We start from the raw sequence: 23,620 nt of genomic DNA on the forward strand, positions 1-23,620 counted from the left end.
GCACCAGGTATATATAGCTGAATATTTAGAATCTTAAAAAAACACAAATTACTCTAAAAATACTCCCTATTAAAGTTTCCTTACTAAATTATACAATTATCTTGATTAAAAGCGGTTTCTTCTGAAGGAGGGGTTTGAATGTCGTGATTCAGTTATGAATTACTAGTTTTACTCATTTTGTAAGTAATTTAAAAGGAAAACGGGGGAGAAAAAAGATATGAAACTATTTTCAAAAAAAGCATCCACAATAACGATCGCTGCATTGATGTTATCATCACTGGCTATTCCATACGCAAGCGCGGAACCGGGAAAATCGAATGGCAATAAGCAAAATGCACCTTCGGTTGAAGCGAGGTCCAAACAGATCCTTACACAGGGGGAGAAGAAATTTAAAGATCTAAATAATAACGGAAGACTTGATCCTTATGAAAACTGGCAGGTCCCAATTGACGTACGCGTTAAGGATCTTATTAAAAAGATGACGCTTGAGGAAAAAGCCGGAATGATGCTTATCACTGAATTTCCACAATTTAAAGATAACAAGCTAGTTTTACCGAATAAATTAATAAACCAAAATACTCGCTACTATATTTTCCGTAAAATTCCAACAACAGATGTGATAGCAGACTATAATAATCAATTGCAGGAAGTGGCTGAGGGATCTAGATTAGGAATCCCTATTGTAATTACATCCAACCCGCGTAATCATGCGTCAACTGATTATACGAATAATAGTGAAGGGGCAGGTCTGCATTCGTTTTGGCCGGGTCCTTTAGGTCTAGCAGCAACGCGTGATACTAGACTTGTAAAGGACTTTGCTGAAACTGCCGCAAAGGAATGGCGTGCCTCAGGTATTCGTAAAGTTTACGGGTATACGGCTGATATCGCTACTGACCCGCTCTGGGCAAGAATTGAAGATACCTTTGGGGAACAGCCAGAACTTGCTTCTGACATGATTTATAATGTCATCAAAGGTTTTCAAGGGGAAGAACTTGGTAAAGACAGTGTGTCCATTACCGTGAAGCATTTCCCTGGCGGCGGTGCACGTGATAATGGTTTGGATCCCCATTTTGTGGAGGGGAAATTCAATCCATATCCAACTGAAGGGAGCTTGCTTAAATATCATATCCCAACCTTTAAAGCAGCTATTGCTGCAGGTGTATCGTCTGTGATGCCATACTATGCATTTCCAAGTAATACGAGTGCTGACCAAGGTTTGCCATGGTTTAACGAAACCCAGCAATTTGAAGAAGTTGGTTTTGCTTTAAATAAAGCAATTATCACGGATCTATTGCGTGGACAGCTTGGTTTCAAGGGCTATGTAAACTCAGATACTGGGGCGGTTGGTAATAATGCTTGGGGTGCAGAAGGGTTAACACCGGAACAAAAATTTGCGAAAGCAATCGATGCCGGGACAAATATCATTTCTGGTGCATCCGATCCGACGCCGATTATTAATGCCGTTAAGAACGGATTGCTTGCAGAAGAAAAAGTAGATGAATCGGTCACTTTCCTACTAAACGAGATGATGAAATTAGGCCTTTTCGAAAACCCTTATGTCGATCGTCAAAATGCGCTTAATGTAGTCAATAATCCAGAATCACAGAAAAAAGCGGATGAAGCACACCGGAAGTCATTGGTTCTATTACGGAATGACACAGTTAATGGTAAAAAAGTATTACCATTGGGTGATAGTGAAATAAAGGATGTAAAACTATACATTGAGATGTTCCCAGGTGGAAACGATGCAGCGGCCACCCAGAAATTAAAAGAAACCATCCAAAAATATGATCCATCTATCATAGTAACGGATAATCTTGCAGAAGCTACACATGCGTTTGTTTGGGTCAGACCAGTTCAATCCAATTGGGATAATAATCCACGGATCACAGTTGGCCCTGAAACAGGAATCAATAATGTCGATAAAATTATTGAGATTCAGAAAAAAGTTCCGACGATTACTGCGATAAACTTCACGAACCCATGGTTAATTGATCAAATTGAGCCCAATGCTGCAGCGGTAATTAGCACGTTTGGCGTAAAGGCTGAGGCGATTGTAGACGTTATTCGTGGCAAATTCAAACCGACAGGGAAACTTCCTTTCACCATTCCTGCGAACAAAGAGGCAGTAGACAACGAGGTGGGGGATATTCCTGGCTATGTGGAGGATCCTTCTTATGTTTATAAAAATAAAAATGGGGATTCTTATGGATTTGACTTTGGATTAACCTATAAATAATTTTTGAAAGCACACGAAGCATTAAATTGTGACGGAAAGGTGTCAGCTTTAGATGGATTTTGTTTTTTTATATATCAAAATAATATCTTAATTCAGAAAATTTGTTTGACAAGACTCTTCCAATAGACTAGGATTTAATTAGATTCATAATTGCGGATGAGTATTGTGGGAGAGACTAAACGAATTGTTTAGCACCGAAGGAGCAAACCCCAAAAAATTGGGCTCAATCTCTCAGGTAAAAGGACTACAATAGGACGCGTCTCTGGAGAGAGCCATGTGCCACCAAAGGAGTTATACTCTCAGGTAAAAGGACAGAGGAGGAATAGGAATTAACCTATTTTTCTTTGTCCTTTTTGTGTGGAGAAAAATAGTAATAAATGATAAAGGAGGAGTTAGAACAGAAATAATCATCGGATGCACATCATGATTGTCCTCTTGATTTTATACTTCAAAAAAATGTAAGCGCTTTTTCTGCCGAATTGACGAATAAAAAAAACTTTCACGCGAATCAATTTGCAAATACAGAATTTACATACGACTTATTGATTAAGACCATCAAGCAATTGCAAGCATTCTCGGGGAAGTAGGGGAGAGGGAATTCATATGCAGGAACAAACATTGTCGAGGGGTCTAAAAAACAGGCATGTACAATTAATCGCGATTGGCGGGGCAATCGGAACGGGACTATTTCTTGGGGCAGGTAAATCAATCCATCTCGCCGGACCATCGATATTATTTGCTTATCTGATTACAGGGGTCATTTGCTTTTTAATCATGCGCGCGCTTGGAGAACTGCTTTTATCGAATTTGAAATATCATTCTTTTGTTGACTTTGTTAGAGACTATATGGGAAATATGGCAGCATTTATCACAGGCTGGACCTACTGGTTTTGCTGGATTTCAATCGCTATGGCCGATCTAACAGCAGTTGGTCTCTATACCCAGTTTTGGTTTCCGAGTGTACCGCAGTGGATGCCGGGACTAATTGCATTAGTCGTTTTACTCGTCATGAACCTTGCTACAGTCAAGCTTTTTGGCGAAATGGAATTCTGGTTTGCATTAATTAAAGTAATTGCGATTGTTGGACTAATTATTGTCGGGACTTTCATGATTATTAAAGGTTTTTCTACAAATTCAGGCACATCTAGTTTTACGAATATATGGAGCCATGGAGGCATGTTCCCTAATGGCGTAAATGGTTTTATCCTCTCATTCCAAATGGTCGTGTTTGCGTTTGTTGGTATTGAACTTGTCGGACTTACTGCAGGGGAAACAGAAGACCCAGAAACAGTTATCCCAAAAGCTATCAATAATATTCCAATTCGAGTGTTAATTTTCTACATTGGCGCCCTTATTGTCATCATGAGTATTTATCCATGGAACGCGATCAATCCAGCGAAAAGCCCATTCGTTCAAGTATTCGTAGCTGTTGGTATCGCGGCAGCTGCTGGTATCGTTAATTTTGTCGTGCTAACGTCTGCAGCTTCAGCATGTAACAGTGCCGTTTTCAGTACTAGTCGGATGGTATACTCACTTGCCAAAGATAAAAATGCACCTGTACCATTTGCAAAACTGACTTCTCGTCAAGTACCTTCCAATGCATTGTTCTTTTCTACTGTTGTTATCTTGGTTGCCGTAATATTGAACTATGTTATGCCAGAAGGAGTATTTACACTGATTACAAGTATTTCTACTGTATGTTTCATCTTTATCTGGGGAATTACGGTTATCAGCCATTTGAAGTACCGGAAAACCAGACCAGATCTAGCAAAAGTGAACAAGTTTAAATTACCGCTTTACCCATTTTCCAATTACCTAATCCTTGTCTTCTTGGCGTTCGTACTTGTCGTGCTTGCACTTGCGGAAGACACTCGTGTTGCCTTATTCGTCACACCTGTTTGGTTTATCATGCTGATTGCGATCTATAAGATGATGGGCAAGAAGGCTGATTTTGCTGATCAAGCAGATGATCGAAAAGTAGTGGGAGATTAAGAGGCTGATCGATAGGTTTATACAAAAGATGTATCCGTTTTCAAAAAAAGCTTGACTTAGATGTCTCTAACTATTAATCTGAAAATAATAAAAAAATATGAGCGGATGATGGTTGTGGGAGAGTGCAAGATTTCACGCCACCGAAGGAGCAAGTTCCAAAAAGACCCTTGGAACAAATCTCTCAGGTAGATGGTACCACGATTGGACGCAACTCTGGAGAGCGCGTATAAAGTTTACGCCACCAAAGGGGAAGGTTCCTATACGGAACTTAAACTCTCAGGTAAAAGGACAGAGAAGGGTAGATGAAAGCTTTAAGCTACCCTTCTATGTCCTTTTTTGCGTGCAAAAAAAGGGTAGTGCTGTGTTTCAGGTTTTATCTTGGGAATTAGCAGATAAAATCTTCAATGTTTAACACCCTTAGTAATAGCCAAAACAACCAACCAAGGAGGAACATGATGAGTTTACAACAGAATGATTCAACAATTTTTGAAGCTATTAGAAATGAGCAGGATAGACAGTGTCAAACATTGGAATTGATCGCATCTGAAAATTTCGTAAGCGAGGATGTTTTAGAAGCTATGGGAAGTGTGATGACGAACAAATATGCAGAAGGCTATCCGGGGAAGCGTTACTATGGAGGCTGTGAATTTGTCGATGTGGCAGAACGAGCAGCGATTGACCGCCTAACGCAGTTGTTTGGCGCTAAATATGCCAATGTACAGCCTCATTCAGGTGCACAAGCTAATTTTGCTGTATTTTTCGCACTGCTTCAACCCGGTGATAAAGTGATGGGGATGAACCTTTCACATGGCGGGCATTTAACGCACGGAAGTCCTGTCAGTGTTTCAGGAAAATGGTTTGAGGTTGTCTCCTATGGTGTGAGAAAAGATACTCAATTGATTGATTATGATGAACTAGAAGAAATTGCAAAAAGGGAAAAGCCGAAATTGATCATTGCAGGTACAAGTGCTTACACTAGAACGATTGATTTTGCTCGCTTTAGACAAATTGCTGATCAAGTTGGCGCAAAATTCATGGTAGATATGGCGCATATTGCGGGACTAGTTGCCACAGGACTTCATCCTTCACCAGTTCCATATGCAGATGTTGTAACGAGTACAACCCATAAAACCTTGAGAGGTCCTCGCGGGGGCATTATTTTAACAAATGATGAAGAGATGATCAAAGCTATTAATAAATCCGTATTCCCAGGAATTCAAGGTGGCCCGCAAATGCATATTATTGCAGCGAAGGCAGTTGCCTTCAATGAAGCATTGCAGCCAAGCTTTAAAGAATATGCAAAACAAATCATTCTAAATGCCGCCACACTAGGCGAGACATTAAAAAATGAAGGTGCAGCTCTTGTTTCTGGTGGAACGGATAATCATATCGTCCTTTTAGATTTGCGTCCGTGGAATTTAACTGGGAAAGTGGCAGAAAAATTATTAGAAGAAGCGGGCATTACTGTTAATAAAAATACGATTCCCTTTGATCCGGAAAAGCCGTTCGTAACGAGTGGTATTCGGATGGGAACAGCGGCTTTAACAACACGGGGTATGAAACAGGATGAAATGGTGAAAATCGGGAAAGTAATTGCAGCTGTTTTAAAGAGCAATGGGGATAAAGACGTTCTTGAGAAAGCAAAAGAAACAACTAAAGCAATTTGTGAAGTTTATCCGTTATTTCAGCAGGCAATCACAGTATAAGAAAGGGGTATGAGGATGGGGACAGCAACAGCATTAAAGCAAACACCGCTTTTTGAAACTTATGGAAAGTTTGGTGCAAAGGTCATTGATTTTGGAGGCTGGGCATTGCCAGTACAGTTTTCAGGCATTTTAGATGAGCATGAGGCAGTTCGAACGAAAGCAGGTCTTTTTGATGTCTCACATATGGGTGAAGTGCTTGTTGAAGGCAAAGATGCAGAGAGCTACATTAACTACCTTGTCACGAACGATGTAACCAAGCTTAGTATCGATCAAGCACAGTATACAGCGATGTGCTATCCGGACGGCGGAACAGTCGATGATTTATTAGTATACAAATTAGCGGATGAAAAATATTTACTTGTCATTAATGCTGCAAACATAGAGAAAGATTTTGACTGGATGAAGCAGCATGTAAAAGGAGATGTGACACTCCAAAATATTTCGAACACAGTTGCTCAGCTTGCCATTCAAGGTCCAAAGGCTGAAGGTATTTTACAAAAGTTAACGGATACAGATCTTTCAAAAATTGGCTCCTTTAAATTTGCACAACAGGTCAACCTGAACGGAATCACAGATGTGCTCGTATCTCGGACAGGGTATACCGGAGAAGATGGCCTTGAGCTTTATTTAGATGCTTCACAAGTCGAAGCACTTTGGGTAAAGCTTTTAGATGCAGGAATTGATGAGGGCTTAAAACCATGTGGTCTGGGTGCACGTGACACGCTTCGCTTAGAAGCACGTCTTGCACTCTATGGTCAAGAACTATTAAGTGATATTAGTCCCCTTGAAGCTGGAATCGGCTTTGCCGTAAAAATTAAAAAAGAGAGTGATTTTATCGGTAAATCCGCACTTTCAGCCCAAAAAGAAGCGGGGTTAAAACGAAAATTAGTAGGAATTGAGGTAACTGGCCGAGGGATTCCGCGCCACGGCTATCCAGTCGTTTCCGAAGATGGAGAGGCAATTGGTGTGGTTACATCAGGAACCCAATCACCATCTTTAAAGAAAAGCATTGGTCTTGCACTCCTATCAGCAGAGCATGCTGAAGTGGGGACACCATTAAAAGTGGTTATCCGTAATAAGCCGGTTGATGCAGTGGTAGTTAAAGCACCTTTCTATAAAAAGAATTAATAGAGTGATAGAAACCTGAATATCAAACATTACTTTACATTGGGAAGGAAGAGAAATGATGACAAAAGCAACTGCAAATTTACTATATAGCAAAGAACATGAGTGGGTATTACTATTAGACGGAAACCGAGTACGAATTGGAATATCTGATTTTGCGCAAAAGCAATTAGGCGATATCGTCTTTGTTGAAACTCCGGAAGTGGACACGGAAGTAACAGCAAACGATTCCATGGGAACCATCGAATCAGTAAAAGCAGTTTCTGAACTTTATTCTCCTGTATCAGGCACGGTTGTTACTGTAAATGAGGAGTTAGCAGATGCCCCTGAGACGATTAACGAACATCCTTTTGAAGCAGGTTGGTTAGTCGAAGTGGAGATGTCCAATCCGGAAGAATTGGATGCACTTTTAAATGAGGATGTGTACCAAGCATATATAAATGAAGGAGAGGAATAAAATGACTTCTACTTATCGGTACCTCCCTGATACGAAACAAGATCAAGAGGAAATGCTCGCCTTTTTAAATATTTCTTCGATAGACGAGTTATTTGAAGATATTCCGGCTGAGATTCAATTAAAAGGGGAGTTAAATATCCCAGAGGCGGTTTCTGAACCACTTCTTTTGAAAAAAATGAATCAGCTTGCTTCTAAAAATAAAAATGCGAACCATTACCCAACCTTTCTTGGGGCGGGAACCTATGATCACTACATACCAAGTGTGGTCGATCATATGATTTCACGGTCCGAATTTTACACTGCTTATACACCCTACCAACCGGAAATCAGCCAAGGTGAATTACAGGCGATTTTTGAGTTTCAAACCATGGTTTGTGAGCTGACAGGAATGGATGTCGCCAACTCTTCAATGTACGATGGCTTTACATCTCTAGCAGAAGCGGCGTCACTTGCTGTTGCATCAACACGACGTTCGAAAGTACTTGTGTCAAAGGCAGTTCATCCTGAATCCCGTGCGATCTTAAATACGGTAGCAGAAGGCCAAGGATATATAGTTGAAGACGTCAATCTTACGGATGATGAGACAAGCTTGGTGAAGCTGCAAGGACAAATAGATAAAAACACTGCTGCGGTTATTGTTCAATACCCTAACTTTTTCGGATCCATTGAGGATCTGGCTGAAATCAAGAATATCGCGGATACAAAAGGAGCGCTGTTAATTGTAAGTGCCAATCCATTGTCACTTGCACTCTTGCAGGCTCCAGGTAAACTTGGTGCAGACATTGTGGTCGGAGATATGCAGCCATTAGGAATCCCAATGTCCTTTGGCGGACCACACTGCGGTTATTTTGCCGTAAGTAAGAAATTCATGCGAAAAATCCCAGGACGAATTGTTGGGCAAACAACAGATGAAAAAGGACAGCGCGGATTTGTATTAACCCTGCAGGCTCGTGAACAACATATTCGCCGTGATAAAGCATCATCCAATATTTGTTCAAACCAGGCACTAAATGCGCTTGCTTCTGCGGTTTGTATGAGTGCACTTGGAAAACAAGGAATTCGTCAAATGGCCCAACTAAACATTGAAAAAGCCGATTACATGGCAAAGTCTCTCGATAAAAAAGGCTTTCCTATTATCAATAAAGCCCCGTTCTTTAATGAATTTGTTGTCGAACTTCCTCGTCCGGTAAAGGAAGTCAATACAAAACTTCTTGAGGCTGGTATCATCGGTGGCTTTGATTTAGGAACGGATTACGACCTAGTAAATCAAATGCTACTCGCAGTGACAGAGCAGCGGACAAAAGAGGAGATTGACCAATTTATCGAGGTATTGGAGGCAGCTGTAAATGGTTGAATATAATGATCTAATTTTTGAAATCAGTCGTCAAGGACGTGTTGGTTCAAGCCTTCCAGAAAGTGATGTTGATCAGGTTAATATTAATGATAAACTTCCCAAGCATTTGATTCGGGACCTGCCGGCAGAACTCCCGGAAGTATCAGAGTTACAGCTTGTTCGCCATTATACTGCTCTTTCGAATAAGAACCATGGAATCGATAATGGCTTCTATCCACTTGGTTCTTGTACGATGAAGTACAATCCGAAAATAAATGAAGATGTGGCGCGTTTGGAAGGGTTTAGCCGGATTCATCCATACCAGCCTACTGAAACGGTCCAAGGTGCACTAGAAGTTTTATATGAATTACAGGAAGAGTTAGCTGTCATCACAGGAATGGATGCAGTAACTTTACAGCCTTCAGCAGGAGCACAGGGTGAATGGACTGGGTTAATGATGGTCAAAGCCTACCATAAGCAAAAAGGAGAAGTGAGAACAAAGGTTCTTGTACCAGACTCTGCACATGGAACAAACCCTGCGAGTGCATCAGTTGCCGGTTTTGAAACGATAACCATTCCATCCAATGAGCATGGATTAGTCGACATTGAAGAACTAAAGAAGCATGTAAATGATCAAACAGCCGCACTGATGTTAACCAATCCAAATACTCTCGGCTTGTTTGAAAAAGAAATCGTAGAAATCGCTGAAGTTGTTCATGAAGCTGGCGGCTTATTGTACTATGATGGAGCGAATGCTAATGCCATCTTAGGGAAATCAACTCCAGGGCAAATGGGCTTTGACATCGTGCACTTAAATCTTCATAAAACATTTACTACACCTCATGGCGGCGGCGGCCCAGGTGCAGGTCCAGTCGGTGTGAAAGAGAAACTGATTCCGTTTTTACCTGTACCGCGAGTGGAGAAAGTAAATGACGTATATGTGCTAGACTCTAACCAACCGCTATCTATCGGTCGGGTGAAGGGATATTATGGAAACTTCGGTATTCTATTACGTGCGTACACCTATATTCGCACAATGGGACCTGTTGGGTTACGTCAAGTGTCAGAAGGTGCGGTACTTCATGCGAATTATCTGCGCAAAAAACTCGAGCCGTATTTTGAGGCACCATATACACAAATTTGTAAGCATGAATTTGTGTTATCAGGATCCAGACAGAAAAAGCTTGGTGTAAGAACACTTGATATGGCCAAACGTCTGCTTGATTTTGGCTACCATCCACCTACCATCTACTTCCCGCTCAATGTAGAGGAATGTTTGATGATTGAACCGACAGAAACAGAGTCAAAAGAAACACTAGATGCTTTTGCAGATGTCATGATTCAAATTGCAAAGGAAGTCGAAGAAAATCCAGGTGTTGTATTGGACGCACCACATACGACGGTTATTGGCCGATTGGATGAAGTACAGGCAGCTAGACAACCAATTTTGCGTTATACAAAAGAAGAAGCGGTAAAAAGAGAACCTGTAATGTCTTAAATGAATGTTTATCCATGAACCACCGGGAATGAAGATTAAGAGAAAAGGAATTTTCTTATGATGTCATTCTTGGTGGTTTAATATAAATAAATTAAAAACTTCATGACTGTTCATAGGAGTGAAACAGATGTCTACTGATTATGTCCGCAAACCAGAATGGCTAAAAATTAAATTAAATACGAACGAACAATATACTAACATAAAAAAAATGATGCGTGAAAAAAAACTACATACAGTCTGTGAGGAAGCGAAATGCCCAAACATTCATGAATGCTGGGCTGAACGTAAAACGGCAACCTTTATGATCTTAGGAAGTGTGTGCACGCGTGCCTGCCGATTTTGCGCAGTTCAAACAGGTCTTCCGACCGAGCTTGATTGGGAAGAGCCAGAACGTGTGGCCGTATCCGTGGAGCAAATGGGCCTAAAGCATGTCGTAATTACCGCGGTTGCTCGTGATGATTTAAAAGATGGTGGAGCCGGAGTGTTTGCAGAAACCATACGGGCAGTAAGACGCCGCAATCCATTATGCAGCATTGAAGTCCTTCCCTCCGATATGAACGGAGAATATGAAAACCTAAAAGCATTACTAGATGCGAAGCCTGATATATTAAATCATAATATTGAGACAGTGAAACGGTTAACACCAAGAATCCGCGCCCGTGCAACGTATGAAAGGTCTCTTGAGTTTTTGAGACGAGCAAAAGAATTGAATGCTGCTATTCCTACAAAATCCAGCATTATGGTTGGTCTAGGTGAAACAAAAGAAGAAATTATTGAAACGATGGACGATCTTCGTGCAAACAATGTAAATATATTAACAATCGGTCAATATTTGCAGCCAACCAAACATCATATAAAAGTCCAAAAGTATTGGAGTTTACAAGAATTTGAAGAACTTAAGCTGATTGCCATGTCAAAAGGCTTTAGTCACTGTGAATCGGGTCCTCTTGTTCGCTCTTCTTATCATGCGGATGAACAGGTCCATGCAGCAAAAGCAAATGCATAATCAAATATAAATGGCGATATTTGGGGAGGGCGGTCCAATGTTGATAAAAATGACAGAAGAAGCTAGGTATAAGCTGAAGGAAATGATAGTCAATAGAGCGCAAACTCCTCGGATTGACGCCGATGTCACCGGCGGATGCGGGATGACTGTTAAGTTTTCGATTGTTTTCGATGAACCGCGTCGAAACGATTTAATCTTTGAAACGGATGGGATTGAGATTCGATTGGATCGTTTTACAAAACGCTATTTAAATGAAGAAACACATATCGAATATAGTGACGAACACGGTTTTCTAGTGGGAGAAAGCTTTGCCTCTAGTGCCTGTGCAATTGAAATAGATTAAGAGAATATCGAAACTTCAAATTTCCCATACATTTTATAGTTTCTCAAAGGAGACACGACGATGACAAAAGAATATGATGTGGTTATTATCGGCGGTGGAACAGGCGGGTATGTTGCTGCCATTCGCGCTTCCCAATTAGGCTTAAAAGCGGCGGTTATCGAAAAAGGAAAAATCGGTGGAACCTGCCTTCATGCCGGTTGTATCCCGAGTAAAGCCCTACTTAGAAGCGCAGAAGTATACGCACAAACAAAACATGCTGATAAGTATGGTGTTGTTGCCCCAGAAGTTGGACTTGATTTCTCAAAAGTACAAGCGCGGAAAGAAGAAATTACCGATCGTCTCTTTAAAGGTGTCCAACATTTAATGAAAAAAGGAAAGATCGATGTTTATGATGGGAAAGGCAGTATCTTGCAGTCAAAAGATGTATTAGTGGAATTGAACACTAGTGAAGAGGAAATCATTTTAAGCCCACGGAATATTGTCATTGCTACCGGCTCTCGCCCAAGAACACTGCCTGGCTTAGAAGTAGATGAAAAGTATGTAATGACATCGGACGAAGCGCTTAAAATGGAAAAGCTTCCTGATTCGATTATCATTGTTGGCGGCGGAGTTATCGGAATGGAATGGGCATCGATGCTCGTGGACTTCGGAATACAAGTAACCGTACTTGAATATGCTGATCGTATTTTACCAACCGAAGATCAAGATGTCTCTAAGGAAATCCAACGGTTAATGAAGAAAAAAGGTGTAAAAATCGTTACTAGTGCTAAGGTGCTGCCTGAAACACTTGAAAAAGGTGAGGGTGTAACGATTAAGGCGGAACATAAAGGAAAAGAAACGCCATTTTCTGCTGATAAACTATTAGTATCTGTAGGGCGGTTACCAAATACTGAAGGCCTGGGCATTGAAAAGCTGGCGATTGAGCTGGATCGTGGATTTATTAAAACAAATCAGTCTTATCAAACAAATGAAGCAAATATTTATGCTATAGGTGATGTGATCGGCGGTCTGCAGCTTGCCCATGTTGCCTCACATGAAGGCATCATCGCAATTGAACATATGGCAGGAGAAAACCCTGCTCCACTTGATTCAACTTTGGTTTCCAAATGTGTATACAGCAGCCCGGAAGTAGCAAGTGTTGGGCTTACAGAAGAGGAAGCAAAGTCGGAAGGATATCAAGTGAAGACTGGTAAATTTTCATTCCGGGCGATTGGAAAGGCTTTGGTTTTTGGTGAATCAGATGGTTTTGTAAAACTTGTTGTTGAAGAAGGAACGAATAAGCTGTTAGGAGCCCATATGGTTGGTCCACATGTAACAGATATGATTACAGAAGTAGGTCTTGCCCGTGTATTAAATGCAACCGCGATGGATATTGCTCATACAATCCATCCCCACCCGTCACTGGCTGAAGCAATAGGTGAAGCAGCACTTGCCGTTAATGAAATGGCTATCCACGGATAAAATTATCAAAAAAGACAGCTTCTAATTAGAGGCTGTCTTCGTGTTTTGTTTTCTTGCAGAAGATAAATAATTCCACTGGATTAATCCTCACCGCTATCATTTACAGTGATGCCATGCTTTCTTGAATACACATAATCCGAAGATAAGGAATGCAAGGAAGCCAATTAAAGCAATAAGGAAGTTTAGAACAGTAACAAGTAAACCACTTAGGCCAATTACACCAAGCAAGATTGTCACCCAGCCCAGTACTACAAACAATAACCAAATTGCACCTGTTAAAAATCCAAGAAAAATCCCAAAAATACCGCAGGAAGAATGGTTATGACTCACGGAAACTCACCCCCTTTCTTTCTAAGGTTGTTCAATAATAATGTATGCGGTACCAAATGAACTCGTTTAAGAAAACACAAAAATAGGGCTCAAAACAGGCATTTGTCCTATGCATATTAAGTTGGATATTTTCTATAAAGCTTACATCGAAGTACTTTCCACAATGTAACAAATATTCAATCTTCGTATTCCTACCAATGTACTGAAGAATATAGTAAAATAAGTGAGGAAAAATTAAATAGAAATCGAAATAGTGTGGAGGATTAAAGTGACATACCATCAAAACAAAAGGTTTAAACTTTTTTCATTAAATTCAAATCAAAGGCTAGCAGCCGAGATGGCTGAACTCTTGGGCTGTAAGCTAGGAAAAAGTTCTGTATCTCATTTCAGTGATGGAGAAATTCAAATTCATATTGAAGAAAGTGTTCGTGGCAGTGAGGTCTATGTTGTTCAATCCACATCGTACCCTGTCAATGATAATATTTTGGAACTCCTCATCATGATTGATGCTTTAAAAAGAGCTTCTGCAGGAATAATCAATATTGTTATTCCATATTATGGGTATGGGCGCCAAGATCGAAAGGCACGTTCGCGGGAACCAATTACAGCAAAACTGGTCGCAAACCTTTTAGAAAAAACAGGAGCAGACCGTATCCTTACAATGGACCTCCATACTTCACAGATTCAAGGATTTTTTGATATACCTGTTGAACATTTATATGGTGTACCAATCCTTGGGCAGTATTTCCAGGAAAAGGAATTAGAAGATATTGTTATTGTTGCGCCGCATAATGGCAGCATCGGCCGAGCTAGAAAAGTGGCCAACCTCTTACATGCTCCAATTGCTCTAATCGATAAAAGAAGATTTGAAGAAAATGCTTTTGAAACTACGAGTGTAGTTGGAAATGTTGAAGGAAAAAATGCGATTATTATTGATGATTTAATTGATACAGGTGATACCATTGTATTAGCAGCTAAGACACTAGCAGAAAATGGGGCAAAAGCCATCTATGCCGGTTGTACACATCCTGTCTTTACGGACAAAGCGATTGAGAAAATTGAAGCCTCTCCGATTAAAGAATTAGTGGTAACCAATACGATTGAATTACCAAGCGAGAAAGAAATCAGTAAAATAAAGACGATCTCAGTTGCCCCATTACTTGTTGAGGCAATCGACCGGATTCATAATGAAAAAGCGGTAAGTCCTTTATTTGAATAAACCCAAGCGAGGCCAACTATTTTTAATAGTTGGCTTTAGTTTTCTGTAGGAGTAGTACCAGATAATAAGGCTTGCTATTAAATGTTTTTTAAAGACTAAATAATTTACATAATTTTTTAAAGTGCTATTATTGTAAGAGTTAAGGTTATTTAGTATCTTATGTTATAATCAGGTACTAACTAACAAACTCTGCTAAACGGGAAACTCAACATATAATTACTAAGAATGGAGATTGACAATTGTGGATTTGAAATCATTGATCGCACCAGAGCACTTTAATTTAGCAAGTGAAATATCTAAGCATAACTCCAATAAAATCGCTTTGCGATTGGAAAATGAACTCGGGGAAACGAGAACGATCTCTTATGCTCAGTTAATCACGAAGTCGAATAAACTTGCCAATGGGTTAACCAAGTTAGGATTAGAGAAAGGTGACCGGGTTGTCGTCATGACCACTCGACTCATTGAGTCTTATGTTATCTATTTAGCCTGTTTAAAAGCAGGATTAGTTATTAGTCCAACTTCAGAGCTTTTACGGGCAAAGGATTTAGTGTATCGCTTAAATCATTCAGAGGCGAAAGCAGTTATTTCCTATTCCGAATTAATTAATGAATTCGAAAATATAAGTGAGGAAACACCATTTTTACAGTTTAAGATTGCCTTTGGTCAGGAGGTACCCAACTGGATTTCATTGGAAGCGCTAGTGGAAGATGAATCAGACACCTTTAGCGATGTGGATACGCTGAGTGAAGATTATGCCTTTTTAGCCTATACTTCAGGGACAACCGGTCAGCCAAAAGGGGTTGTCCATAGTCACGGCTGGGGCTATGCACATTTAAGAATTGCTGCTTCAAAATGGCTGAATATTAGTGAAGAGGACCTAGTTTGGGCCACCGCTTCCCCAGGTTGGCAAAAGTGGGTTTGGAGTCCATTCTTATCGATTCTAGGTTCAGGAGCAACAGGATATATCTATCATGGTAGGTTCAATCCCCACAAATATTTACGGCTTCTTCAAGAGAACAAGGTAAATGTATTATGCTGTACACCGACAGAATACCGAATGATGGCAAAATTAGATGATTTATCAAGCTTCGATCTCTCGCAATTACACACTGCTGTTTCGGCAGGTGAGGCACTAAACCGTGAAGTCATTGATGTGTTTAAAAATCAATTTAATATCTTGATTCGCGATGGATATGGTCAAACAGAAAGCACTTTATTGATTGCTAACTTAAATACCAATGAGAACAAATTGGGATCAATGGGGCAGCCGCTTTTACAAGAATTTATTGAAGTGGTTGATGAAAATGGTCAACCTGCTCCCATAAATGAAGTCGGGACGATTGCGATTAGAAGTGATTTTCCTGCCTTATTTAAACAGTATTATAAAAATCCCGTGACCACAGCTTCTTCCTATCAAGGTCAATATTTTTTATCGGGTGACCGTGCGATGAAGGACGAGGATAATTATTATTGGTTCCAGGGTCGGAAAGACGATGTGATCATCAGCTCTGGGTATACAATTGGACCGTTTGAAGTGGAAGATGCCTTAATGAAACATAAAGCGGTTAAAGAGTGTGCCGTCGTTGCATTACCGGATCCAATCAGAGGAAATGTTGTCAAAGCATTTGTTGTGTTGAAGGAAGGAACTCTCGGTACAGTGGAGTTAACCAAGGAATTACAGGGATTTGTTAAAAATTTAACGGCGCCTTATAAATATCCGCGGGTGATCGAATATATCGACGCACTTCCTAAAACAGATTCAGGGAAAATTCGTCGGATCGAACTTCGTATTCAGCGATAACAGAATGAACAAAAGGCGCAAGCGCCCGTTCAGCGGCGTATGGCCTGGAGCGCTCCAACTGAGATAAAGGAAACACGAAGAGCGTTAGCGCATTCGTGCTTGACTTATCGTAGGGCGGAGAGCGAAGGGCACTAGCCGTTGGGCGCTGGAGCTGGATTCAAAGAGACTAAATCAATTTTTCCACAATTAAATATTTTATAATTTCCTATACAACCAGAAAAACCTCCTCAAATTTTTAATTTGAGGAGGTTCTTCATAATCAGATCCATATCATTCTCTTCTAGGCGGGGGACTAACCCCGATTAGCTTGAATATATTATTTAAAAATGCCAAAAGGCTTGCCAACTGGGAGAGTAACTTTCCCAAAGTGCGTGTTTAGGACGCTTGCTGCAGAGCCGTAGAAGCTACAAATAGAGATTAATAACTCCGAAACAGCGGCTAATTTATGCATTGACTCTGGTAAAATCCCTAATGTTGAAAACGATAAGCCAATAAATAAGAAATCAATTAATACGAAAATAATAAATAAAACTTTGTGTGTCTCCATTGCACCAACAGTCATAAATATGCTGAAGATTAAGTAGCCTACAAAGGCAACCCCTAATTGTTTTGGATCTGCAGCAGCTGCAGCAGCCTTACCAAATAAACCAAGTTGTATTAACCACGAGGTTCCAACTCCTAGCCAGAATAGACCAAATGCTCCAAAGGCTGTTGCACCAAACGTGTTGTTATGCTTAGAATCTTGTAGACTAGCAATTAGCTGAGCAATACCTCCTAGAAAAATAGCCCAAGGTAATACAAGAGAAACTCCGTCTGTCCAACCTAGCTTTGCTGAGGATGCCACAAGTGTTACCATTGCTAAACCAAATAGGCCTAGAGCGGAAGGGTCAGCTGTTAAAATTTGAACTTGTTGTGTAGTTTGCGACTGATTCATGATGATACCTCCTATTAAACATACTTGATAAATTTACATAATTAAATTGCATTTTGCAACAAAAAAATTGTGTATATTTTATGTAGAAACAGAGGTTTATTATTTTGATTAGGAGAGTTAAGATTACGTTACAGCTATCTTTAACTAACCATCAGTGTCCCAAACAGGGGTTATTGACGACCGAAATTGTGAAAAAAGTAAAAGACCGGTAGCCAATAGAGGTTATTGGCGACCGAACTCGTGAAAAAAGAAAAGGAGCGGTCGTCAATAGTGTAAACTCATGCTGAATTTTTACATAGTTAGCAATTATCGAAAAAAACAATTAACTATTAAGTCCATCTAATGTATAATGTGTTCAACATAGACAGAGAGGTTTTGTAAACATGAATGCATTTATAAAAGATCAAATTGAATTATTTCAAGAAAAGAATAAAAACAGGGGATGCTTGCTAGTTAGTTGCCCCGATCAACCAGGAATTGTTGCGGCGATTTCCAAATTTTTGTTTTCTTATAATGCAAATATTATCGAATCGAGTCAATATTCCACCAATCCCGAAGGCGGGACCTTTTTTATCCGAATTGAATTTGAATGCCCCAACTTAAAGGATAAAGCAAAAGAAATGGAGAATGAGTTTGCGGAAATCGTTGAACAGTTTTCGATGGAGTGGAATTTTACGCATGTTTATCATGTGAAAAAAGCGGCAATCTTTGTTTCAAAAGAGCTCCATTGTTTGCTCGAACTTTTATGGGAATGGCAAAGTGGTGATCTAATGGCGGATATTGCTCTTGTGATTAGTAACCATGAAACCGCAAGAGAGGTTGTTGAGGGGCTGAATATACCGTTTTATTACGTTCCAGCCAATAAAGATATTCGTGGACAAGCCGAAGCTGCCCAACTTAAGCTATTAAAAGAGTATGAGATTGATTTTGTCGTTTTGGCCCGTTATATGCAAATCCTGTCACCAAAATTCGTCGTAGAAAATCCAAATAAGATTATTAATATCCACCATTCCTTTTTACCGGCCTTTGTTGGTGCAAGGCCCTATGAACGCGCTTTTGACCGCGGGGTTAAATTAATCGGTGCCACTTCTCATTATGTAACCAATGATCTTGATGAGGGACCGATCATCGAACAGGATATCAGCCGTGTCGACCACCATGATGATGTGGATAGTCTAAAAAAAATCGGTCGTCGAATTGAAAGAAGCGTTCTAGCTCGAGCCGTTAAATGGCATATTGAGGACAGGATTATTGTTCACCAAAATAAAACGATTGTTTTTTAAAAAATCCCTTTTATAGGGATTTTTTTGTTGAAAAAAATTTTTCAACTTTTTCAAGAAATATCTTGAACTATTCGAAGGGGAGGTGAATATACATCTTAGAAAAAGCAGGAGGGGGAGAGATTGAGTTTTCAAGCTGAAAATTTATCGGAACCAAAAAGAAGGATTGTTCGTGTTATTAAAACTAGTGGTGCTTTATCAATGAGCGAACTTGCCTCATTGTTGGATTTATCCGGCGAGGCAGTCCGGCAGCATCTCCTCCTATTAGAAAAGGACGGCTGGATTGTCAGGATTTCAGAAAAGCACTCTGGAATTGGCAGGCCTCATATTCGATATCAATTAACCACCGCTGGGGAACATCTCTTTGAAAAAAACTATGATCACTTAACGATTGAAGTTCTTGACACCTTGGTCAGTCATCTCGGTGAAAATGCACTTAAAGATGTGCTTACCGCGATGATTGAAGATAGAGTTCGTGAATGGAAGCCGAAATTGCAAGGTCTTGGCATCGCTGAAAGATTAACGGTGCTTAAGGATTTTTATGCAAAAGATGACTCATATATGGAAGTAGTCAAAAAAGGTAATGATAATTACCTAATTGAGCGGAATTGTCCTTTTCATAATGTTGCACTTAAGCGTCCTATCTTGTGCAGTGTGACTGTTTCCGTTCTGACTCAATTGCTTGGTTGTAAGGTGCAAAGAGAACAACGCTTTCAGAATCGTGATGGGTGCTGTGCATTTCGAATTCAACAAAATGAGCAAGTAGATGATAACACGCCTTGTTTAATCATCGAGGATCAACCCTCCAATATCATGCCAAAGGAATGATGTGCAATGACAAGTGATCAATATCTTTTATTATCTAAGAAGTTTCCAAGCTTGTTTAAACCCCATGCAGAGGAGAACCATCGGAATTTAATGGATGTTAATTTTTTCTCCACGGCGATTAGACAATTAATTAAGCTTTGTGGAGATGACCCTGATCGAGATGGACTGCAAGACACTCCGTTTAGGGTACTTAAAGCATTCCTCGAATATACCGAAGGCTATCATGAGGACCCCAAACTTCACCTCGAAAAGACGTTTGATATTCAGCATAAGGGTCTGATTTTAGTTAAGGAGATTGAGTTCTTTTCAATGTGTGAACATCATTTCGCTCCGTTTTTTGGCGTTGCTCACGTAGGTTACATCCCTAATGATAAAATCACAGGCTTATCGAAAATTGGTCGAATGGTTGACGGGTTTGCGAAAAGATTTCAGGTGCAAGAGAGACTTACATCGCAGATTGCAGTGGCTATGGAAGAGGTTTTGAAACCGGAAGGAACCATGGTAGTAGTTGAAGCAAAGCATATGTGTATGTGCAGCAGAGGAACGAAAAAATCAACCACATTTACCACTACCACCAGCATTCATGGGGCATTTGAAACAAATCCTAGTTTACGTTCTGAATTTTTTTCATTAATAAAAAATTAAAGGAGATATGATAAATATGGATAATCATATTAAAATTAACGATAATGGTCCATTGCAGATAAGTGGTGATTTTCAGATCTTCGATGCAGATGGAAAGGAGTATCCGAAGAAGGCAAAAGTGTATCTATGCCGTTGCGGACTTTCTAACAAAAAGCCGTTCTGTGATGGTTCCCATAAAAAGGGCGGCTTTGAAAGCAGTCCAAGAGCCACTGAATAAACAAGGATTAAAACGGTGTCAGGCACCACTATAAAGCCAGGATGAAAAACGTCATCCTGGCTTTAACATTGTTCCCTTATCCATGATGGTTTATTGCGTCTGCAGTGAAGAGTTGATAAGATATTATTAGGTATGTTACAGCATGAATGAAAAATACTATCTACGTATTAAACTAAGTGAATGTTGAGAGGCGGTAAATAAAATGAACACAGGTAATAATGTAAAAGTAACGGTAAAAGCGACAGTTAATGCTCCAGTAGAAAAAGTCTGGGAATATTGGACAGAGCCTAAACATATCACCAAATGGAATAATGCTTCAGATGATTGGCACACTCCCATTGCCGAAAATGATTTAACGGTTGGCGGAAAATTCCTTACCAGAATGGAAGCAAAGGATGGCAGTTTTGGCTTTGATTTTGGCGGGATTTATGATGAAGTGAAATTAAATGAGGTAATTTCTTATACCATGGGGGATGGAAGAAAAGTTACGATTACTTTTAAAGCTCATGGAAACGAAACAGAGGTAATCGAAACTTTCGATGCGGAAACCTCTAATCCAGTTGAGATGCAACAAGCTGGCTGGCAGGCGATTTTAGATAACTTTAAAAAATATGTAGAGCAATAAATTGAAAAGATTTTTATAAAAATTTTTTCTTCAAAAAAGAGAGAGAATCAGTATAAAGCTGATTCTCTCTCTTTTGGTTATTGGGATGTTTAATTGGCTGCTTCCTAATGAGTTTTGCCTATAGACAGTGTTATTAACGAGAATGAACCTTTACTCCTTGTACCCAAACTTCACGAATGTTTTCTGGTCGGGCTAGATATATAATCTTTTGGAAGATATCAAGTAAATCTTCATTTGCATGATAAAGAGGGAGTTTTGCGAATGGGACGGACGTATCAATGATTTGTACATCCCAGGCATAGTTTTCCTCCAAGCGGCCGATCGGCAAATTTAAACTCTCTCCGCCGCCAGCTGTTGCGAAATAGAAAGCTTCATTTATGGTGATGCGTGAATTAGCTACACCGCGTTCCTCTGCAGGAAGAGTACTGTTCACACCATCCTCTAACATTCTAGAGACAATCACTGCTTGTCTAACATTATCAAAAAGGCTGGGTGAAAAACCGCCAGAAATGTCGGTACCTAAACCAATTTCAACTCCTTTGGAATGCAAATGTGCGATAGGTATGACACTATTGGCAAAGTAAGAATTAGAGATGGGACAATGGCACACAGCAGTACCTGTGGCAGCAAATAAATCGGCGTCTGCATCATCTAAGAAATTACAATGCGCCATAACCGACTTTTCGCCTAATAAACCAAATTCTTGTAAAGCAAACGCATCATTCTTACCGAGGCGATTCTTAACATATCCATGCTCCCAATCACTTTCACTACAGTGTGATTGAACATACGTATCGTATTTTTCAGCTAATTCTCCCAACCCTTTTAACGCATCATCCGTACAACTAGGAATAAAACGTGGGGTTACGACAGGATATACCCCCTGTTTCGCACTCTTCGCTAATTTATTTACAGCTAAAATAAATTCCTCTGTGTCAGCTAAGGCTGTTTTTGTATCTGCATCACGATAATAATCTGGATTTTGTTCAGGATTATCCATCACAACCTTTCCGACTAGACCGCGCTGCCCTTTTTCAGCGCAAATTTCTGCTAGTAATAAACTTGCTTCTTTATGTACAGTGGCGAAATAAAGTGCCGTAGTTGTTCCATTTGAGAGTAAGGTTCTTACGACATCTTCGTAGACATCTTTCGCGAAATCTAAATCCGAAAATTTTGACTCAAGAGGGAAGGTATATGTATTTAACCAATCATAGAGTGGAATATCTAATGCCGTCCCAGTCTGAGCCCATTGCGGAGCATGTACATGTAAATCGACAAAACCAGGTAAGAAATATTGACCTTCAGCTAAGTGATGAAAGTTCTCTTCCTTTTGATATGCATCTAATATAGGCTGGTATTCAACCTCTTCTGGGGAAACCACTTTTTCAATCATTCCGTTCTCATTAATGCAGAAAAGATGATCTTTTAATAGTTGGATTTCTTTTGGCGACTTGCTGGAAAAAGCAGTCCCCTGGAATATTTGTGTATAATTTTTCATGAATGGCACCTTTATGTTCGTATTTTTAAATTAAATCGAGGATCTCCTATTAGTATTAGGAGTTAACTTCCTATTTATCAAATCAAAGTACACCAGTAAATTAAAAATTTTTAGGTTACTAAAGGGGCCTTAATCATACTTTTAACCCTAATAGTGGTCTTTTTTAATGAGACGATAACTAGTAAATTCTAGTTTCTTTGTCGTTTCCAGCTGGATTAATTCTCCATGCTTCAAATGGATTTTTTTTGAAAATAATGGTCCATCATAGACAAAAGTATGATATTCACCCGCTTCTCCCATCGGACAAATAGTAGTCTTTTGGACATCTTGAAGGAACGTTTCATCGATGATTCTTCCCAGCCAGGTTTCATCTAGTAGATCTTCCCTGACTCGAATTACGATTGCTTCATAACTGGATTGGACAAACTTACCTAGAGATTGTAGTGCTTCTTCTTTTTTCATCCATAATGGATACAAGGCCTCGACATCTGCAGCGGCTGCTACTTTTTCTCCCCATTCCCGATGCTCGTCTAAATATAGATCCCCGTACGCAATTCCCCTTACATTCAATTGATTTTTCAAGTATTCTGCTGCTTTGATAAATTGACTTGTATAGTTTTCGTATGAACATTCGATAAAATGAACAGGGATGTTTAGAGCCTCGCCTTGTAGTTTAATCATTTCCATTCGCTCACCATGTCCAAACGTGCGTCCAAGCTCTTTGGGAACAGTTGTAACCAAGCAAACTACTTCAAATCCCTGTGATACTAGGGTATCAAGGGCCATACAACAATCCTTCCCACCACTCCAAGATAAAGCAATTCTATTATTCAAAATTCATCATCCCCAATTTATATAATATTGCTAGTTTAACATAAAAAAAGGCGACTGAGCCCAAACGGTCTAATCCAAAAAGGCAAAGAGAGGGTATGATGCCATTTTCAGTCGCCAATCCCTCCGATTGGTGATTTTTTTAGGTCTGTATCCATCGGTTGTTATGAAGCATAACCCTGGTTCCTACGCGGATTAGTGATATAATAAACGATATTAATTTTATATTCCTGTTAAATTTAGACAAAC

Annotated in this window: 21 protein-coding genes and 3 riboswitches; of the genes, 17 read left to right on the forward strand and 4 right to left on the reverse strand. The window is 39.8% G+C overall.

The window, feature by feature from the left end:
- Nucleotides 1–217: 217 nt before the first annotated feature.
- From RCG22_RS02040 to lpdA, 10 genes are all read left to right on the forward strand, one after another.
- Nucleotides 218–2,239, forward strand: a complete 2,022-nt coding sequence (locus RCG22_RS02040; protein WP_308105504.1) for a glycoside hydrolase family 3 protein — start codon at nucleotides 218–220, stop codon at nucleotides 2,237–2,239.
- A 156-nt stretch (nucleotides 2,240–2,395) separates the two neighbouring features.
- A riboswitch (glycine riboswitch) is annotated at nucleotides 2,396–2,496 on the forward strand.
- Nucleotides 2,497–2,564: riboswitch (glycine riboswitch) on the forward strand.
- Nucleotides 2,565–2,842: 278 nt separating this feature from the next.
- The gene (locus tag RCG22_RS02045; protein ID WP_308105505.1) at nucleotides 2,843–4,231 is read left to right on the forward strand and encodes an amino acid permease; all 1,389 of its coding nucleotides are present in this window, start codon (nucleotides 2,843–2,845) and stop codon (nucleotides 4,229–4,231) included.
- A 203-nt stretch (nucleotides 4,232–4,434) separates the two neighbouring features.
- Nucleotides 4,435–4,533: riboswitch (glycine riboswitch) on the forward strand.
- Between the two features lie 150 nt (nucleotides 4,534–4,683).
- Nucleotides 4,684–5,937: a serine hydroxymethyltransferase gene (gene glyA, locus RCG22_RS02050; RefSeq protein ID WP_374049418.1), complete on the forward strand. Its 1,254-nt coding sequence runs from the start codon at nucleotides 4,684–4,686 to the stop codon at nucleotides 5,935–5,937.
- Between the two features lie 15 nt (nucleotides 5,938–5,952).
- Nucleotides 5,953–7,065, forward strand: coding sequence for a glycine cleavage system aminomethyltransferase GcvT (gene gcvT, locus RCG22_RS02055; protein WP_308105507.1), 1,113 nt, complete (start codon nucleotides 5,953–5,955; stop codon nucleotides 7,063–7,065).
- Between the two features lie 58 nt (nucleotides 7,066–7,123).
- Nucleotides 7,124–7,519, forward strand: a complete 396-nt coding sequence (gcvH, locus tag RCG22_RS02060) for a glycine cleavage system protein GcvH (RefSeq protein WP_308107066.1) — start codon at nucleotides 7,124–7,126, stop codon at nucleotides 7,517–7,519.
- Between the two features lies 1 nt (nucleotide 7,520).
- Nucleotides 7,521–8,873, forward strand: a complete 1,353-nt coding sequence (gene gcvPA, locus RCG22_RS02065; protein ID WP_308105508.1) for an aminomethyl-transferring glycine dehydrogenase subunit GcvPA — start codon at nucleotides 7,521–7,523, stop codon at nucleotides 8,871–8,873.
- A complete protein-coding gene (gcvPB, locus tag RCG22_RS02070; RefSeq protein WP_308105509.1) occupies nucleotides 8,866–10,350 on the forward strand; it encodes an aminomethyl-transferring glycine dehydrogenase subunit GcvPB in 1,485 nt (494 codons plus the stop codon). Before gcvPA ends, gcvPB begins: the two co-directional genes overlap by 8 nt.
- A 127-nt stretch (nucleotides 10,351–10,477) precedes the next feature.
- Entirely contained in the window at nucleotides 10,478–11,356 is an 879-nt protein-coding gene (gene lipA / locus RCG22_RS02075; RefSeq protein WP_308105510.1) for a lipoyl synthase, read from the forward strand.
- Nucleotides 11,357–11,393: 37 nt separating this feature from the next.
- Nucleotides 11,394–11,699 (forward strand): iron-sulfur cluster biosynthesis family protein, encoded by a 306-nt coding sequence (locus RCG22_RS02080; RefSeq protein ID WP_308105511.1) that lies wholly within the window; start codon nucleotides 11,394–11,396, stop codon nucleotides 11,697–11,699.
- A gap of 60 nt (nucleotides 11,700–11,759) precedes the next feature.
- Nucleotides 11,760–13,160, forward strand: coding sequence for a dihydrolipoyl dehydrogenase (gene lpdA, locus RCG22_RS02085; RefSeq protein ID WP_308105512.1), 1,401 nt, complete (start codon nucleotides 11,760–11,762; stop codon nucleotides 13,158–13,160).
- A gap of 96 nt (nucleotides 13,161–13,256) precedes the next feature.
- Here lpdA and RCG22_RS02090 read toward each other — a convergent pair whose 3' ends face one another.
- Nucleotides 13,257–13,490 (reverse strand): ABC transporter, encoded by a 234-nt coding sequence (locus RCG22_RS02090; RefSeq protein ID WP_308105513.1) that lies wholly within the window; start codon nucleotides 13,488–13,490, stop codon nucleotides 13,257–13,259.
- 268 nt (nucleotides 13,491–13,758) lie between these two features.
- Between RCG22_RS02090 and RCG22_RS02095 the strand changes: the two genes are divergently transcribed.
- Together RCG22_RS02095 and RCG22_RS02100 are read left to right on the forward strand one after the other, a co-directional pair.
- Nucleotides 13,759–14,709: a ribose-phosphate diphosphokinase gene (locus RCG22_RS02095; RefSeq protein WP_308105514.1), complete on the forward strand. Its 951-nt coding sequence runs from the start codon at nucleotides 13,759–13,761 to the stop codon at nucleotides 14,707–14,709.
- A 238-nt stretch (nucleotides 14,710–14,947) separates the two neighbouring features.
- Nucleotides 14,948–16,513: an acetate--CoA ligase gene (locus RCG22_RS02100; RefSeq protein WP_308107067.1), complete on the forward strand. Its 1,566-nt coding sequence runs from the start codon at nucleotides 14,948–14,950 to the stop codon at nucleotides 16,511–16,513.
- A gap of 316 nt (nucleotides 16,514–16,829) precedes the next feature.
- Here RCG22_RS02100 and RCG22_RS02105 read toward each other — a convergent pair whose 3' ends face one another.
- The gene (locus RCG22_RS02105) at nucleotides 16,830–17,447 is read right to left on the reverse strand and encodes an acetate uptake transporter (protein ID WP_098260431.1); all 618 of its coding nucleotides are present in this window, start codon (nucleotides 17,445–17,447) and stop codon (nucleotides 16,830–16,832) included.
- Between the two features lie 383 nt (nucleotides 17,448–17,830).
- Between RCG22_RS02105 and purU the strand changes: the two genes are divergently transcribed.
- The 5 genes from purU (at nucleotide 17,831) to RCG22_RS02130 (ending at nucleotide 21,042) form a co-directional block, all read left to right on the forward strand.
- Entirely contained in the window at nucleotides 17,831–18,730 is a 900-nt protein-coding gene (purU, locus tag RCG22_RS02110) for a formyltetrahydrofolate deformylase (protein ID WP_308105515.1), read from the forward strand.
- 120 nt (nucleotides 18,731–18,850) lie between these two features.
- Nucleotides 18,851–19,555, forward strand: coding sequence for a helix-turn-helix transcriptional regulator (locus tag RCG22_RS02115; protein WP_308105516.1), 705 nt, complete (start codon nucleotides 18,851–18,853; stop codon nucleotides 19,553–19,555).
- Nucleotides 19,556–19,561: 6 nt separating this feature from the next.
- Nucleotides 19,562–20,200: a GTP cyclohydrolase I FolE gene (folE, locus tag RCG22_RS02120; protein ID WP_308105517.1), complete on the forward strand. Its 639-nt coding sequence runs from the start codon at nucleotides 19,562–19,564 to the stop codon at nucleotides 20,198–20,200.
- A 16-nt stretch (nucleotides 20,201–20,216) separates the two neighbouring features.
- On the forward strand, nucleotides 20,217–20,417 hold the full coding sequence (locus tag RCG22_RS02125) for a CDGSH iron-sulfur domain-containing protein (RefSeq protein ID WP_374049419.1): 201 nt from the start codon (nucleotides 20,217–20,219) through the stop codon (nucleotides 20,415–20,417).
- A 202-nt stretch (nucleotides 20,418–20,619) separates the two neighbouring features.
- A complete protein-coding gene (locus tag RCG22_RS02130; RefSeq protein WP_308105519.1) occupies nucleotides 20,620–21,042 on the forward strand; it encodes an SRPBCC family protein in 423 nt (140 codons plus the stop codon).
- A gap of 133 nt (nucleotides 21,043–21,175) precedes the next feature.
- On the opposite strand, the gene guaD is transcribed toward RCG22_RS02130, so the two are convergent.
- Nucleotides 21,176–22,540, reverse strand: coding sequence for a guanine deaminase (guaD, locus tag RCG22_RS02135; RefSeq protein WP_308105520.1), 1,365 nt, complete (start codon nucleotides 22,538–22,540; stop codon nucleotides 21,176–21,178).
- Nucleotides 22,541–22,687: 147 nt separating this feature from the next.
- Nucleotides 22,688–23,374: a Dph6-related ATP pyrophosphatase gene (locus RCG22_RS02140; protein ID WP_308105521.1), complete on the reverse strand. Its 687-nt coding sequence runs from the start codon at nucleotides 23,372–23,374 to the stop codon at nucleotides 22,688–22,690.
- Between the last annotated feature and the right edge of the window lie 246 nt (nucleotides 23,375–23,620).

The organism is Neobacillus nitrireducens (assembly GCF_030915405.1).
Classification (GTDB): domain Bacteria; phylum Bacillota; class Bacilli; order Bacillales; family Cytobacillaceae; genus Neobacillus.